Annotated in this window: 8 protein-coding genes and 1 pseudogene; 8 read left to right on the plus strand and 1 reads right to left on the minus strand. The window is 64.7% G+C overall.

What is annotated here, in order from left to right:
* Nucleotides 1-294: 294 nt before the first annotated feature.
* Nucleotides 295-1,584, minus strand: coding sequence for a DUF6884 domain-containing protein (locus tag KU893_RS15830; RefSeq protein ID WP_218235341.1), 1,290 nt, complete (start codon nt 1,582-1,584; stop codon nt 295-297).
* A gap of 93 nt (nt 1,585-1,677) precedes the next feature.
* Here KU893_RS15830 and drmD point away from each other — a divergent pair, with 93 nt between their 5' ends.
* From drmD to drmC, 8 genes and pseudogenes are all read left to right on the plus strand, one after another.
* Entirely contained in the window at nt 1,678-4,869 is a 3,192-nt protein-coding gene (gene drmD / locus KU893_RS15835; RefSeq protein WP_218235342.1) for a DISARM system SNF2-like helicase DrmD, read from the plus strand.
* The gene (locus KU893_RS15840) at nt 4,869-8,879 is read left to right on the plus strand and encodes an Eco57I restriction-modification methylase domain-containing protein (RefSeq protein ID WP_218235344.1); all 4,011 of its coding nucleotides are present in this window, start codon (nt 4,869-4,871) and stop codon (nt 8,877-8,879) included. The genes drmD and KU893_RS15840 overlap by 1 nt, the downstream gene beginning before the upstream one ends.
* Nucleotides 8,880-9,494 (plus strand): hypothetical protein, encoded by a 615-nt coding sequence (locus tag KU893_RS15845; RefSeq protein WP_218235345.1) that lies wholly within the window; start codon nt 8,880-8,882, stop codon nt 9,492-9,494.
* Nucleotides 9,495-9,496: 2 nt separating this feature from the next.
* A pseudogene (locus KU893_RS23815) lies at nt 9,497-9,754 on the plus strand (HNH endonuclease); the annotation flags it as partial.
* 9 nt (nt 9,755-9,763) lie between these two features.
* On the plus strand, nt 9,764-10,435 hold the full coding sequence (locus KU893_RS15850; protein WP_246592698.1) for a hypothetical protein: 672 nt from the start codon (nt 9,764-9,766) through the stop codon (nt 10,433-10,435).
* Between the two features lie 44 nt (nt 10,436-10,479).
* The gene (gene drmA / locus KU893_RS15855) at nt 10,480-14,184 is read left to right on the plus strand and encodes a DISARM system helicase DrmA (protein ID WP_218235347.1); all 3,705 of its coding nucleotides are present in this window, start codon (nt 10,480-10,482) and stop codon (nt 14,182-14,184) included.
* Complete coding sequence (gene drmB / locus KU893_RS15860; RefSeq protein ID WP_218235348.1) at nt 14,184-16,229, plus strand: MrfA Zn-binding domain-containing protein; 2,046 nt, start codon at nt 14,184-14,186, stop codon at nt 16,227-16,229. Before drmA ends, drmB begins: the two co-directional genes overlap by 1 nt.
* A complete protein-coding gene (gene drmC, locus KU893_RS15865) occupies nt 16,219-16,923 on the plus strand; it encodes a DISARM system phospholipase D-like protein DrmC (protein WP_218235349.1) in 705 nt (234 codons plus the stop codon). The genes drmB and drmC overlap by 11 nt, the downstream gene beginning before the upstream one ends.
* Nucleotides 16,924-16,949 lie beyond the last annotated feature (26 nt).

A 16,949-nucleotide genomic window follows, 5' to 3' on the forward strand; every position in this document is an offset into this window, starting at 1 on the left:
GATGGTCGAGGTGACCGAACGAGGAGATCTCGATGCTTGCCATGTTGTGGAATCTCAGTGCCGCGATCCGTGGCTACCTTCGCTTCTACATGCCGACGAACCGAGCGCTCGACTGGATGCGGACAGCGCGAGGAGTGGGGTGGGCCGTTCCCATCGCGCTCCTCGCTGTGCCGGCGTACCTAGCGGCTGTTGCCATCGCCTCTGAGTTGGCAGAGCGGCCAGGCCTCGCATGGCTGAACATGCTTGTGCTCCTCTTCTTCTGGAACGCCGCGAAGTTCGCGTGGATGGCGGTCCTTAGCCTGCCGGTGTGGCTGAGCCGCTTCGTCGCTTTCGTCCGTACGTCCTCCTGAGAGCGGAAAGTTGGACCCTGAGAGGGTTTCGCTCGACCTTGTCGAGATTCAACGGCGGATCCAAGTGCCGCAGCACCTCGGTCTCCACCCGACCTAGGCTGTCGGCGTCCGCGACGGGGACCGCGATCAGCCGAAGGTGTTCGTGCATCCACGTCGTTAAGGCGGGCTCGTCGATCTCCCGTTCACCCCGCGACGCGGCGATGACGGACCCGAGGCTCAGCCGGAAGGTCGAGAACTCATGTCGCCCGCCGAGATGCATCGTCTTGATGCGGCCCCACAGGGTGTTCTTCGACTTCCCGCCGCCGGAGCGCGTGGCGCCGGCCAATCCGGCGTAGATGAGCCCAGGTTCGACCTCGGCTCGGAGCCCGGCCGACAGGTCGGCGGCGCCCGACACGTCGACCCACCAGCTGTAGAGCCCGGGGGAGCGATATGACGCCGCGCCGGACTCAAGAAACTCGGTCGGCGAGATCGACCGGTCGGCCGCGAGCAGGCCCCCGATCAACTCGCCGATGTTCGCATCGGCCGATGGCGGTGTCGGCTCGATCGAATGGTCCCCGTACCAAGCGAGCCGAGACCCTATTGGGAGACCTCTAAGCGGTTCCACCACCTGGGCGCGCGCCGCACGGAGTCCGTCGCGGATTGGATCCGCGTACGCCGCACCTGCATGGACTTCGACAGTGATGCCGTCGAGTGATCCGAGAGCCGCCAGGAGCGATTCGACAACGTCGGCGCCCCATTTGCGGCGGTACTCGCGAGGGGTGTCGCTGAGCCGGAGGTCGTACGGCTCCAGCTCTTCGTCGGGCGCGACGAGTCCGTGTTCTGCAGAAAGAATGAACCAGGGCACGCCGAGGCGTTCGGCGTACGCCCTGCCTTTCCGAAACAGTGCCGAGACGTAGAGGTCCTTCGCCGGCGCTGCGGTTGGGAGCTTTCGCTTCGCGCAGCCGATCAGGACGACATCTCCCGGCGATGACCGGTCAGCTTGGGCGGATGGACTGGAGCGCGGCGCGGGCTTGCGTGGGGGAGCGCCTGTGCGGACGAAGGTCACGGACTCTCCGACTCTCACGTCGGTGGTCGAGAACCCGCGCCAGCCGGTTCGAGCCCCCTTCCAGAAGGCACTGTGTGCGTAAGCGGAGTGAGGGAGTCCATGGACAAGCGCTTCGAGCTCCGCCCAGGTGAACGTCGCCGAATGCTCGACCTGAGCCAGGATGGTGCGTAGGGGAGTCCAGTCGGCCACCCGACGAGTCTGTCCCACGGTGGGGGAGTCCGCATTCAGACTCATGGCAACGTTCGGGCCATTTCCGTCGGGACTCGCAGATAGGTTTCTGCTGTGACTGGAGTGGAGACGGAAATCGACGTCGCTAATTGGGCTGCGATAGGCCGAAGCGCGATGCCAACCCTTCCCGAGCCGGGGCAGGTCGTTGAGGTGCGGGGGTCGACGTGGGCGGTTGCCAACGTCCAGGCCCAGGGACTGCCGCGCAGTCCTGCCGACGAAGCTACGGCGCAGCTCTCACATGTCGTGGATCTCCAGTCCTTGGATGAGGACCGTCTCGGTGAGCAGCTCTCCGTCGTCTGGGAGCTGGAAGTGGGCCACACAGTCACTCCTCCGCAGGGCCTGCCGGATGTCATCTACGCTGACGGATTCGACGAGCCGGCCACACTCGCAGGCTTTGTCGACGCGATGCGCTGGGGTGCGGTCACCAGTGCTGACCCCAACCGGTACCAGGCACCTTTCTGGTCCGGCGCCACCGTCGAGGCTTATCAACTGGAACCGCTCCGTCGCGCCCTCGGTGCACCTCGCGCCAACCTGCTGCTCGCCGACGATGTCGGTCTCGGCAAGACCATCGAAGCCGGTCTGGTCATTCAGGAGTTGTTCCTGCGTCACCGCGCCCGCACAGCTGTCATCGTCTGCCCGCCAAGTCTCGCGCTGAAGTGGCAGGACGAGATGCGCGAGAAGTTCGGTCTGGAGTTCACCATTGTCAATTCCGAACTGATGGCCCAAGTCCGCCGCACCCACGGCCTGCACGCCAACCCGTTCCAACTCTTCCCGCGCGTCATCGTCAGCATGGCGTGGCTCCCGCAGATCCGCGCCCAGCGCCTGCTCCGCGACGTCTATGCCCAGGCCAGCAACCCCAAGACGGGGAAGCGGTACGCCTTCGACATCCTCGTGGTCGATGAGGCCCACCACGTCGCCCCGTCGAGCCCGTCAGCCATCGCAGGCGGCCGCGGATATGCGGTCGACACCCAGCGCACCGTCGCGGTTCGCCAGCTCGCGGAGAAGTGCGAGCATCGCCTGTTCTTGAGTGCGACCCCCCACAACGGCCATCCCGAGTCGTTCACGGCCTTGATGGAGATGATCGACCCACGCCGTTTCGCGCGTGGCGCGAACCTTGACTCCACAGCGCTGAAAGACGTCACCGTCCGCCGCCTGAAGACCGATCTGTCCGGCAAGGGATTCAGAAAGCGCAAGGTCAACACCCTCGACGTCACGCCGTCCGACTCCGAGCAACAGATGTTCTCCTTGCTCGACGACATCGTCACCAAGAGCGCGAAGCAGAACGGCACAAAGCCCGGCGGCGACATCGTCACGATGCTGCTGAAGAAGCGCTTCCTGTCCAGCCCGTTTGCATTCGGCATGACACTGAGCCACTACGTCGCCTCGAAGGCTGGCCGTGGTCTATCCGAGGACGAGTACGACGACATCTTCGGCGAGGGCCAGTCCGACGAGGAAGAGGGCCTGTGGGAGCAGGACGAGGCTGAGAAACTGCGCGAGTCCAAGGGCTCAGACCCGCTCGTAGCCGCCGAGCCCGGCCAGCTCGAAACTCTCATGGAGTGGGGGCTCGGGTACGAGAGCCGTGCCGACTCCCGGCTCGACCGACTCATCAGTTTCCTCGACGCGGTGTGCCGCCCCGACGGCAAGACCTGGTCGAACGAGCGCGTCGTGGTCTTCACCGAGTACGCCCACACCGTCGACTGGCTGACCCGCGTCCTCAACCAACGCGGATACACCGACGATCGGCTCGCGGTTATCCAAGGCGCCACCGCGACCGAGGACCGCGAGTACATCCGCTCGCAGTTCACTGCCGATCCAACCAAGGAGCCGGTCCGCGTTCTGCTCGCCACCGACGCAGCGGGGGAAGGCATCGACCTCCAGACCTACTGCCACCGGCTCGTGAACTTCGACATCCCGTTCAACCCCTCGCGCCTCGAACAGCGCATCGGCCGCATCGACCGGTACGGCCAGACCGAGGAACCGCAGGTCTTCCATTTCGTACCGGTCGTCGAATCCTCGACGTACGCCGCCGACCTGAACTTCATGGAGCGCATCGCTCGCAAGATCGCTCAGGTCGAGTACGACCTCGGCTCCGCCAACCAAGTCGTCGGCGAGGAGATTCAGGGCCACTTCGGCAAGCGCACCCCGACCAAGGCCAAGTCCAAGGGCGTCGACACCAACGAGGTCATCAACTCCGCCCTCGCGGGCGGCATGGAGCTCAACGCTCGCCTGACCCAGTTGGAGCAGGGCTACGACGTGTCCCGCACCGAGATGCACCTCGACCCGGCCAATCTGCGCCGGGTGGTCGACACGGCCCTGCGGATCAACCACCAGTCACCGCTGATCGAGAACCATGAGTTCGCGCAAGACACCGACGCTGAGGTCTTCATCGTGCCATCGCTGACGACCGGCTGGCACGACGCCCTGCGCGGCCTCGACACCCGACTCAAGCCTGGCGAGTTGCGGCCCATCACCTTCGACGCCGCCGCGGCGGAGGGCCGCGCTGAGCTCGTCTACGTCCACCTCGGGCACCCCATCGTTCAGAAGGCCCAGCGTCTCCTGCGGCGCTCGCTGTGGAGCGTTGACTCGCCCTTGAACCGCGTGACCGCCGTCGTGGTCGACGACCTCGAAGAGTCCTTCGTTGCCGCCGTCACCCGCATGGTCCTCGTTGGTCGAGGCGGTGTTCGCCTCCACGAAGAGGTCTTCCTTGCGGGTGTGCGCCTGAAGGGTCGCCGTGCGATGGCCGAGGAGAAGGCCGAGGCGGCCCTCGACAAGGCACTCGACCGCGAACGCCTCACGGTTGCGGACGAGCGCGTCCGCGATCAGCTCTGCGATGTGTGGAACGTCCCCGACGCGCCCCTGCGTCTGCGTCTCGAAGAGTCGATGCAAGCTCGCGCCGGCCGTCGGCACGAACTGGTGATCGAGCAGCTCGCCAAGCGCCAAGCCGCCGATGTCCAGCGTGCCAGGGAGATCTTCACAGCGTTCCGCGCCAACCTGCGTGACTCGCTCGCTCGTTTGAAGGCCGAAGAGGACGAAGCGCAGGGCCAGTTGTTCGCCGATCCCGACCAGATGCGCCAATGGAGACGCGACATCGACGCCATGAGCCGTCGCTTGGACGAACTTGACGACGAGGAGGCACGAGAGATCGACGCGATCACCGCCCGCTACGCCGACGTGAAGCCTCACACCACCGCAGCGGCTGTCGTCTTTGCCCTGACCCGCGCTGACGCAGATGGGTGGGTCGAGTGATGACACGCGCAAAGAGCAACACCGCCTCCCGTGGCAGCAAGCCGATCAACGCAACCGACCAGCACCGCGCCTGGCTCGAACTCGTCGACACCGAGGGCCCGTTCCTCGCCATCCCGCCGCTCAAGCGGGTCTGGCCCCAAGGGATGCCCAGCCTCACGGACGAGCGCAAGACGGCGCTTGTCGATGCCCGCAAGGACTTCGAGGGCGCATGGGAGACCCTCGACCGCGCACCGGACTCTGAGACTGCACAGGACTCTTACCGCGTGGCCCGCGACAAGTGGGTCGAGACGATCCTGCGTGACGTCGCTGGCTGGGCCGAGTCGCTCTCGTGGGGCGAAGTTCCCGGTGTCGAGGCACAGTCGCCCAACCGCGCGGTGACGATCCGCGCTCAGGCATCCCTCAATGGCACGGATGGCATCGGCGCGATCGTCCACGTCATCGACTCCGTCGACTCGCTGCGTCAGACGCCGGGGGACTTGTGGGCCGCCAATCCCATCGACCGTGTCGAGGTCATGCTCCGGGAGAGCAAGATTCCGATCGGCATAGTCACCGACGGCCGCTGGTGGGGCCTCGTATGCGCCCGCGAAGGCGCGATGGCTGCCTCAGGCATTGTGGACGCCTTGACGTGGATCGAGGAGCCCCGAACGCGGGACGCGTTCTTCGCCCTCATCGGGCGGCAGCACCTCATCGGCGGTAACCCGACCGAGCGGCTCCCTGTCCTGTTCGAGGAGTCCGTCGCAGCGGCCGAAGAGATCACTGAAGCCCTTGGTGCCCAGGTCCGCCGGGCCGTCGAGCTGCTCATCCAGTCTTTCTCCGAGTCCGCCGCCGACGCACAGCGTCGCGGTCTGCCGGACCCGCTCCCGAAGCGCACCCACGACAGCTACGAAGCCGCTGTCACGGTGATGATGCGAGCCGTCTTCCTCCTCTTCGCCGAGGAACGCGGGCTTCTGCCGTCGGGCGAGTTGTTCGAGCAGGGGTACGGCATCGCGCGCGAACTGGAACGCCTCATCGCTCGCGAGACCGAAGAGAGCGAGGAAGCGCTCGACGCGACCTCGCTCACTTGGCACCGGCTGCTCGCCACTAGTCAGGCTCTCTACCGGGGCGCGAGCTTCGAGAACCTGCGGATGCCGGCCTACGGCGGCTCACTATTCGACCCAGCCCGGTTCCCGTTCCTCACCGACACGAATGAGCAGGGCACCCTCGCCATTGCGGTCTCGGACCGAGTCATGCTTCACGTCCTGCGCTCGGTCCAGGTCGCAGACATCAAGGGCGAAGCCCGCCGAATCTCCTTCCGTGACATCGACGTCGAGCAGATCGGCTACATCTACGAGGGTCTGCTCGGCTACACCGCAGCCATCGCCGACGAAGTCACCGTCGGGCTGAAGGGCACCCTCGGCGACGAGCCGGAGATCCCGCTCGCCACGCTCGAAGCGCTGGCGGCCGAAGCCCCGGACCCGAAGAAGCTCGCAGCGGCGATCCGCGCCTTCGTCGAAAGCGACCAGCCTTCGGCCAAGCCCTCCTCGGCAGCGGCCATCGCCAAGGCCATAGGCGCCGACGTTGAGCCGAGCATCGTCAGCGCGCTCACTCAGGCCGTTGGCGACGATCTCGAACTGCGTGACCGGGTGAAGCCGTGGCTCGGTCTGATCCGTCTTGACCTGCGACAGCGACCCTTCGTTGTGCTCCACGGCGGCCTCATCGTGAAGGAGACCCCGTCACGCAAGAACGCGGGCGCTCACTACACGCCCAAGTCGCTTGCCGAAGATGTCGTGCTTCACGCGCTCCAGCCGCTCTGCTATGCGCCGGGGCCTCACCAGACGGCCAGCGACGAGGAGTGGAAACTCAAGTCTTCCGACGAGTTGCTGAGCCTCAAGGTCGCCGACATCGCTTGCGGCTCGGGTGCGTTCCTCGTGGCAGCTGCCCGCTACCTCTCGGAACGGGTAGTCGAGGCATGGACGGCCGAGGACCCACGCAACGCCGCGCGCAAGGACCTCTACACCCGTGCCATCCGTCAGGTCGTCGCCAACTGCCTCTACGGAGCAGACATCAACGACATGGCCGTCGAGATGTGCAAACTCTCCCTCTGGCTCGTCTCACTCGACCGCGACCTGCCGTTCTCCTTCGTCGACGACAAGGTCTTCCTCGGCAACTCGCTCCTCGGCGTCACCGATCTCAACCAACTGCGCCGGCTCCACATCGACCCGAAGGTCAAGACGGAGATGGCCGGCTATTACGCCTACGACGTCGACATCGACTCGATCATCGACCGAGCCAAGGAACTGCGTCGCACTCTGTCGACCGAGATCGATGAGAACGACCCGGCGCGCAATAGCGCCGCCAAACATCGCCAACTCGGCGACTTCCGGCAAGTGACCGCCGACCTCCGCCGCATCGCCGATGGCGTCGTCGCCGCCGGTCTATCCCAGGGTGGCAAGCCCGGCAAGGCGCTCAACGAGGCGTACGACAACCTCCGCGTCGCGGTCGGCAAGGCATACCCCGACAAGGGCGAGCCTGACCTCGGCTTCCTGGACTCAATCATTGACGCCGGACTGACCCCCAGGGCCCTGACCGATTACGAGAGGTGGCAGCCGCTCCACTGGGTTATCGAAGCGCCAGACATCATGGTCGATAAGGGTGGCTTCGATGCCGTTATCGGCAATCCTGCGTTTCTGCACAGCAAGAAGATCACTACAGCGAACGGCAAGAATTACCGCGACTTCCTGCAAGCAGTGCTGGCGAACGGAGTCGCCGGGGACGCTGATTTGGCGGCCTACTTCCTCCTTCGGCAAGCAGGTTTGCTCTCATCTGAGGGGGATATCGGGATCGTGGTGACCAAGTCGATCATGCAATCGCACACCAAGATCGTGGGTCTCGATCAGGTTCTCGCGGGAGGTGCGACGCTGGTTGGCGCCTCCGATCCGTTTGACTGGGGACCGGGCGGGGCAGCGGTGTCGGTGATCAAGATGTGGGTCACGACCGGGCCGCTGATTGCTGGCGGAAGGCTCCTCGTGGCCGATCCTGAGCAGCCAAGGGGTGCCCTTCCGGTGCGTGCCTACGTCGGGACGTATCCGAACGGAGATGGGTTCCGGGTCCCAGCTGAAGACGCGCGGGCGTGGTTGGCCGAATACCCGAACTTGGATTCTCACCTGTTCCCGTACGTGCGTGCCGCCGATTTGTCGCAAGGCGATCCATCTGCCCCTGACGAGTACCTCATCGACCTCGACGGGATGCCTGAAGAGCAGGCACAACAAGTTGAGCCTCTCTGGTCGCATCTCGATAGGCATCAGAGACCCTGGCGGGAGCGACCTAAGACGAAACCGCACCTGCGCGAGCGATGGTGGGACTTCGAGAGCTCGGCATCTGCGCTCTACGGAGAGTTGAGGACTGTCGACCGTGCAATCGGAATCCCTCGCACGAGCAATCTTCTAATGCCGCGCTGGATTCCATCGCAGATCAGAATCGACATGGGAGTGGTCGTCTTCCCGGTTGACGATTGGGCGATCTTTGGGCAGGTTGCGTCGAGTCTTCATTACCACTGGGTCCTGAGCTACGGAGCAACCACCCGTGACGATCCAAGCTATGCGCCTAGGCGCCTCTCGAACACCTTCCCTTGGACGCCATGCCCGCGGACGGAAGCGGTAGAGGAGTTCGAGAGCGCGCTAGAACAGCGCTGTCGGGCGATGGGCGGTCTTCGAGCAGTCATGAACGAGTTCAATGCTGAATCGGCGCGATCGGACGAGGTTCAGCACTTGCGGGAGCTCTTCGTGGCCTTGGATTCGGAGGTTCTCGCGGCCTTCGGCTGGACCGACATCGCTCCAACATACGATTTTCGCGAACGCAACAACCTTCGTCGATTCACTGTCGATCCCCAGTCGCGAGATGAAATGCTCAGCCGGCTGTTGGCCGAGAACCTCAGTCGGGCTGCTGTGGAAGGACCGAGCGGGGCCAGTCCGAAGCGGCCCGGCCGTTCGACTCGGGTCGAATCGCAGGACAGCCTGTTTGGGGATGGATAGATGCCAGTTTCGCCATTCCAAGCTGCGATTGACGTCCTCGATCGGGCCGACGCGCTGCTGACCCTTGATTCTGGGTCCGGATCGGTGCTGGACGCCGACTTGCGACGTCAAGCTCTCGTCATGGGTGTGGCGGGCCTCGATACCTGGATGCACTGGAAGATCCATCGTGTCCCTTTGGACGCTCTCTCCCAGAACCTTGCGGAGATCGCTGTGCCGTTCGCCAACCTGGTCGAGATGGGTGAGCGCTCCGTGGAAGCACGGAAGCAGGGTGTGCGCGACCGGCCAATGGTTCGGGCTCGTAACGCTCTCCACGCACAACTTCTCAGGATCACATTTCAGTCAGCCCGAGACTGGCAGCGCGGATTCAATCTGCTTGGAGTGAGAAGTGGATTCACGGCTGTTGGTGCGGCGATGGTTCCGTCCGAGGCCAAGGCGGATATTGAGAGCCGCTTGAACCAGCTCAGCCATCGTCGTAACCAGGTTGTCCATGAGGGCGACCTCATGAGGCAGGCGAAGCCACGGGCGATTCGTCACAACGACCTGGAGGCCGCGAAGGTCGCCGACGACTTGTTGTGGATCAGACGATTCTTGACGGCAGTCGACTCGATGGTTTGACCGTGGCGAGAACCCATTCGGAGCAGACGATCAAGATCCTCTTTGGGCAAGCGAGGCGCTGCGCCTACCCAGGCTGTAACAGCCCTCTGATCTTCGATGACGCAGACCGTGGCGTTCGGACTCCAGTTGCCGAGATTGCTCACATCAGGTCTGCCAGTCCGGACGGACCACGACACGATCCCGACTTCCCAGGCGACCAACTCAACCGTGAGGGGAATCTTCTGTTGCTCTGCGGAACTCACCACCGAGCTGTAGACCAAGCCCATGCCGTGTTCCCGGTTGAGGAACTGCTGGAGTGGAAGCAGGCGCAGGTCGCCCAAGCTGGCGGATCAGCCATTTCAGACGCTGAAATTGTCGCGTATGTGAAGTCAATGGAATCGGCGTTGCAGTCGGTGTATGAGGCGCTTCAGGTGACCACCGCGGTGGACATCGTTCCTGCCCGTCGGGTTCCCAACACCTACATGACGATGTCTACGGATTTGTTCGAGGCGCTCCAGCGCGAGTCGCCAGAGCAAGTTGAGGCGTTCACCAAGGAGCTGATCGGCGTCTCTGTTGCCAACGTCGGCTTCAGCGGGGTCGACGTCGTCGGCGCTGGTCTTGAGTTGGTCCTGCACAGGGCAAAGGACACGCCCGCGCCCTGGTTCTTCCCGACAGGTTGGTCGCCCCAGTCACTTCCGCATCGGTTGCAAGGCAGGTCGTCAGCCGTCTGGTACGCGGAGGCGGACTCAGCACGTGGATTGGTGATTGAGGCAATCCAGAAGTACAAGACCTACCCGACTCATGTTCGGGCGTTTGCCTCTTACGCTGACGGGACCCGGGAGGTCGGGGTTTGGGTGCCATTCCTCGACTTTGCCGAGCAAACGCGGCTGTACGACGCCGAACGTCTGATTCAAATTCGGTCTGTGGCACCGGTGGATCTCGCGGGTCCTCCGGTGAACTGAGCAATCCCTACGAGTGTCGGACCCCTACGGCAGACTGTTGACCCGTGACTGAGGCAACCACTGAGGCGGCTGGGCCGCAGGCGTCGTACGAGTTGAACTACGAGTTGGACGGCTCGTCGTACGCGGTGCGCGAGAACCTCGTGGACATCGTCCAGCGTGAGTTGCTCGGACCCATCCACGGTCCCGAGGAGACTCTCCCGTTTAGCCCCCGGTCGCAGTACCTTGTGGGCCACATTGCGCCGGTCAAGTTGGTCGGCTCCGCTACGGCTACGCCGGACGACACCGACGGCGGTGACCTCGTCGAGGTTCGCACTGACAGCGACGGGGTGGCCGAGGGCCGGGGCATCCCGGCGTATGCCGCCGACGACACCGAGGCGGATTCCGAGGACGACGACGTCGAGGACCGCGCTCCGAAGCAGGGCCTGATGATCCCCGCGTCGATGGGGCTGCGGTTCCAGGTGCCTGCCGACCTTGATGCGTTCCATGTCGTCGCCTTGTGGGGGACGTACGAGACGGTCGAGACCGACAAGGTCACCAAGGCCGGCCGTCCCGTGCGTGAATATCAGCGCACCCCGGTCGAGGAGACCCGCACTATCCGCCTCGCTGACCTCCCTCCCGGCCAGACCGTGACGGTCGGTCTGAAGGAGTCGATCGTCCTGCGAGTCGACCGCTACGACGACCCGAACTTCAATCGCGTGCTGGTGGAGATCGCACTGTGCAACGACCGCGAGACGCCGATGCCGATCCCGTTGAGCATGTGGATGTTCCAGACCAAGCTCCTTGTCGATGCTGGTGGGGCCGAGGTGTTCCTGCCCGTGCAGGACGTGATGGAGCAGGACTGGCCTGAGCACGACGAAGAGGTCAAGCGCCTCAACCTCCAGTACCGCAACCGGCTTGAGTTCGCCATCGGCCGCACTTGCTCGGCCGACTGGACGCTGAAGTCCGGCTCCCGGCGCGCGACTGCGGTCGAGACGACGTGGCTGCCCATCGGTGAGACGCCGCAGACCAAGGCGCGGTCGGTCGACGATGCGACATTGTCGATGGATGCGCTGTCGTCAGTCACGGCAGACGATCTGCGGGCGGGGCTTGCTCCGTTGGTTGACGGATACGGCGCATGGCTGGCTGCGCAGGAGTTGGAGGCCGTCACGCTGCCGAGTCACCTCCAGGAGACCGCCGAGGTTGCGTTGTGGGAGGCGCGCGAAGCGCACAAGCGACTCGTTGCGGGCTTGGAGCACGTCGCAACGGACACGGAGGCGCTGCGATGCTTCCAATTCATGAACCGGGTCATGCGCGACCAGCGCATCGCCTCTCAGGTTGCCGCGACGCGCGCTGCCGACGCGGGTCTCTCGATCGAGGCGGCGCAAGAGATCGTCGCGGGCCGCGGCCCATCGGCCGCTTCGTGGCGTCCGTTCCAGCTCGCCTTCATCCTGATGCAGCTTGGCGCGCTGACCGATCCGGCCGCTACGATCCGCAGCTCGGAGCACCAGTCGAAAGTCGAATTGCTGTTCTTCCCTACTGGTGGCGGCAAGACCGAGGCCTACCTCGGTCTCGCGGCATATACGTTCGCGATCCGGCGCCGCCAGGGCGTCGTGGACTCTGCCGCTGGTCCGCTCGATGGCGGCGACGGCATTGCTGTCCTCATGCGCTACACGCTCCGATTGCTCACGGCGCAACAGTTCCAGCGTGCGACGGCGTTGGTGTGTGCTGCCGAGTTGGCCCGCCTCGACGACGTGGAGACCTGGGGCAGCGAGCCGTTCCGCATCGGCTTGTGGGTCGGAACTGACGTCAGTCCCAAGCGGTTCGAGGAAGCCGACGAGCAGCTCAAGAAGGCCAACGAGGGCTTCGGGCATCGCCTCACAGTCCTCCAGATTCAGCGCTGCCCGTGGTGCGGCACCCCTATCACGGGCGCGCAGGTCAAGGCGGACGCCAATCATCGGCGCGTGTTCGTCCACTGTGGTGACGAGCTAGCTCGCTGCCCGTTCTCAAAGGGCGGAGTCGTGAGCGAGGGCCTGCCCGTCCTGACTGTGGACGAGGAGATCTACCGCCTCACGCCGGCGTTCGTGATCGCCACAGTGGACAAGTTCGCACGACTCGCGCGCGAAGGAGAGGCAGCCGCACTTTTCGGGTACGTCAGCCGGCGCTGCGGTCGGCACGGCTACGTCCACGCTGACTACGCGCCCTGCCAGGTCGGATCGCATCCGGCGAAGGACGGGCTTCCTGCGGCGACCGTCGCTCCTGTGGGCCGGCTGCGCCCGCCCGACCTCATCATCCAGGACGAGCTGCACCTCATCACCGGCGCGCTTGGCACCGCTGTTGGGCTCTTCGAGGTTGCTGTGGAGACCCTGTCCTCGTGGGAGACGACCGACGGCGCGCCTGTGAAGCCGCTCATCGTCGCGTCCACCGCAACGGTGCGCAACGCACAAGAACAGGTGCGCGGACTCTATGGGCGACAGGTCGAGATCTTCCCGCCACAGGTGCTCGACGTCGCCGACACGTTCTTCTCCCAGGAAGTCCCTATCGACGACGCCAATCCGGGTCGCCGCTACATCGGTGTCAGCGCGCAAGGCGTTCGACTTTCCAGTGCCGAGATTCGGGTCTCGGAGGTGCTGCTGTCGGCCGGGCAGTTGCTGCTCGACAAGGCCGGGGCTGCTGCCGATCCGTACATGACCTTGGTCGGTTACTTCAACGCCACCCGCGAGCTCGCCGGCATGGCCCGCTACGTTGCCGACGACGTCCAGAGCCGGGTCAACCGCCCGCGCAAGGACTCCGGCTTCCCGCGCCGATGGGGGACCTCGTTCGGCCTGCTTAATGTCGGTGAGCTGACCTCCCGTATCGCCTCCTCCGAGATCGGCCAGACACTCGACCACCTCGGTCTGGAGTTTGACCCGGACTACGACACCACCGCGGCAACCCTCGCACGCATTGCCGACGCACGCGCTGGCAAGAAGCCCGCGTCCCGGAAGAACTCGCCCTTCGACGTCGTGCTTGCGACCTCGATGTTGCAGGTCGGCGTTGACGTCCAGCGACTTGGTTTGATGCTCGTCGTCGGCCAGCCGAAGAACACAGCCGAATACATCCAGGCTTCATCCCGGGTCGGTCGTGACCCCTCGGCACGACCCGGTCTCGTGGTGTCGCTCGGCAACTGGGCTCGCCCACGCGACCTCGCGCACTTCGAGCAGTTCAGGCACTACCACGAGACGTTTTATGCCCAGGTCGAGGCGCTATCGGTCACGCCGTACTCCCCGACGTCCTTGGAGCGGGGCATCGACGGCCTGCTCGTGAGTGCTGCGCGCGTCTTGCAAGCTTCGGTCACAGACGGACTGTCTCCGGAACGCGAGGCATGGCGTATCAGGGATGAGCGCACAGCGGTGGAAACCATCGCGGAGAAGCTCAAGAAGCGCATCGCTGCCGCGGCACTCGATGAGGCTGCGACCAAGCGGGCCAACGACCTACTGGTCAACCGGCTCGACCGCTGGGCTGAGCGCGCCAAGCGGGCCGCCGACATGCACAAGACCCTCGTCTACGAACGGACAGGTGAGGGCGGGAAGTATTTGCCGCTGATCATCAGCCCCGAGAACGCCAAGGCGTCGGTTGGCGGCTCGATGGAGGCACCGTTCGTGATCGCGAACTCCATGCGCGAGGTCCAGCCAGAGATCAACCTGCTGGTCAGCCCGGTGCCAGATCGGCTCTTCGCTCGAACGCCCGATGGGGTGGCCGAGTGGACCCTTCCGGTTGGGGAGGAGGACTGATGACGGATCTGCTGCCGGAGTCCGGCGAGGAAATGCTGCACGACGACCAGGAATTGCTCGACCCGCTTGGTGACGCTGAGGAGGGTGTGGTCAAGAACCGCGCCAAGGTCGGCTCGGCCCGACCTTCTTCGCTGCTCTACACATACGGTCCCGGCGCGATCATGGACTTGCCCAGCTTCTCGATCATGCCCGCTGGCCTCGATGACTGGGAGACGATCTGGAAGCGCCGGGACCATGTCCCGAGCATCCTCGAACCCCGCCTGCTCAACGTCGTCCGACTTCACCTCGGCCCCCAGGTCGACGCCCTGCGGCCGTTCCCGTGGCAGCCCAAGCGCATGGGCATGTCCAGCGAAGGCTCAGACCTTGGCATCCCAAGCCGGGTGTTCCCGCAGTGGTTCCGCTGCACGGGCTGTGACTACCTCGGCCCGCTGCCTCGCTTCCACTACACCAACACCCATCCGTTCCGACCGGACCTGGCGCAGTTCACCCACAAGAACTGCCCCGGCCGCGGAGGGAACTCCAACAAGAAGTCAGGCAGTCCCGCCGTCCCAGCTCAACACCTGCTGACCTGCACCAATGGGCACCTCGACGAGTTCCCCTACTCGCTTTGGGTTCATCGCGGCAAGAAGTGCCCCAAGGCTGAGCTGCCCGACCTGAAGATGCGCGACGCCAACGTCGGCAAGAGCGTCGGCTCGATCATCGCCTGCGCGTCGTGCGGGCAAACCCGAGGAATGGCCGAAGCGCAAGGCTCCATCGGCCGTGACAAGCTTCCGCAGAAGTGCCGTGGACGCCACCCGCACCTCAACGCCTTTGACAACGGTTGCGACGCCCGACCGGCCCTCATCATGATGGGAGCATCGAACCTCTGGTTTGCTTCCACGCAGTCGATCATCGTCATGCCTCGTACCGACGCTGAGGAGAAGGAAGCCCTCGCCGACCGCCTCCGCGTTGAGCTCGGCGTGGAGCAGGTCAAGCAATTCGGCACCCAGATCGACGTCATCAAGGCACTCGCTGGCGCGAAGAACATCGACCTCAACGACCTGAGCGACGACGACATCGTCGCCGCTATCGCTGACGTCCTCGCACCTGAGGACTCCGAGGAAGTGCGCCAGGAGAAGCTCGCAGCCTGGGACCCGGTCGATCTGCTCGTTCCCGAGTGGCGCTACCTCCAGAAGCCCTCGCTGTTCCCGCAGCAACAGAACTCCAGCGGCCTCATGGTCACCGAGATGCAGCGCGACGCAGATCTGCATCCTCGGATCAGTCGCGTCGTCGCGGTCAACAAGATGAAGAAGGTCAACGCCGTCCTCGGCTTCACCCGCCTCGACGAGATGGACCGGGTCAACGACCTTGTCAGCCGACTCGTCAAGCTCACCCGGAACGGCAAGCCGAGCTGGGTGCCCGCGACCGAGGACCGTGGCGAAGGCATCTTCGTTCAACTAGACCTTGAGGCGGTTGCGAGCTGGGAGCAGTCGATCCTCTCCACGCCGCTGTGGGAGGCGCACCGCTCGGCTCACCGCCGCAACTTCGAGCGCCGCTTCTCCGAGACAGCCAAGAACGTCGACCCCGACCTGCGGCTGCCGGCACCCAGGTACTGGCTGCTTCACACGCTGTCGCACGCGCTTATCCGAGAGATGGCAATGTCGAGCGGATACGGCGCAGCCAGCCTCACTGAACGCATCTACGGATGGAGCAGCACACCGCAGCGCGAAGCTGCCGCTGGCCTGCTGATCTGCACGACCGCGTCCGACAGCGAAGGCACCCTCGGTGGTCTCGTGGCTCTGTCCGAGCCGGCGCGGCTCCACGGACTCGTCGTGTCCGCGCTGCGCCGGGCGTCGCGCTGCTCGTCAGACCCGGTGTGCGCCACCCGGACGCCGAGCGATCCCGAGGACTTCCTGCACGGTGCCGCTTGCCACTGCTGCTCCTTCGCCTCGGAAACCTCTTGTGAGAAGGCGAACCGATTCCTCGACCGGCGGTTCTTGCTCAACCTCCCGACGGCCACGGGCGAGACCGTGCCCGGGTTCTTCGGGAGCCCGGATGCCCTCTGACCCCTTCGCGTCACTCGGGGAGTTCCTGACCGCCAGCGAAGCCGAGGCGCTCGCCGCCCAGTTCGCCGCCGGTCAGCACACCATCAAGGCACTGGCGGTCGTCAACGCCGCACGTCGAGGCGAGGCCAAACAGTTTCTCGTCGCTGCTGGGCTGAGTCATGAGGATGGCGCTCGTGCTGCCGGCGTCCTGCGAGCCATCGCTGGGGCCAAGTCGCTCAACCGCGATCTGACGCCCGTCTGGACGATGCCAGGCAACGAAGCCAAGGTTGGCCACCTGACGGGCGAATTCCACCGCCTTGTCCAGGCGGCACGGCAGTCGGTTGTGTGTGCGACGTACAACTTCGAGCAGACCTCCCAGATGTGGAGCGTGCTCAAACAGGCGTCCGAGCAGCCCGGCGTCGTGGTCACTGTCTACGTCGATGGTGACAAGGCGGACGCCGCCAAGGTAAAGGCACAACTGCCGAAAGCGACCGTCTACCAGTCGGCCGAGCTGCCCAACGGCAAGCGGGTCGTCAGCCACGCCAAGTTCATCGTCATCGATCACGAGGTGCTGCTGCTCACGAGCGCCAATTTCTCCTTCAGCGCTGAGAACCGCAACGTCGAGTTCGGCCTCCTGATCCGCGACTCAGCTCTTGCCGAGTCCGTCGAGTCGACCATGACCAGCAAGCACGGCACCCTCTACGAGTTGGCCTGATCACCGGGCAAGCGTTCTCGGATTCC

Origin of the sequence: Nocardioides daeguensis, assembly GCF_019192965.1 — a bacterium.
Lineage (GTDB): Bacteria > Actinomycetota > Actinomycetes > Propionibacteriales > Nocardioidaceae > Nocardioides > Nocardioides daeguensis.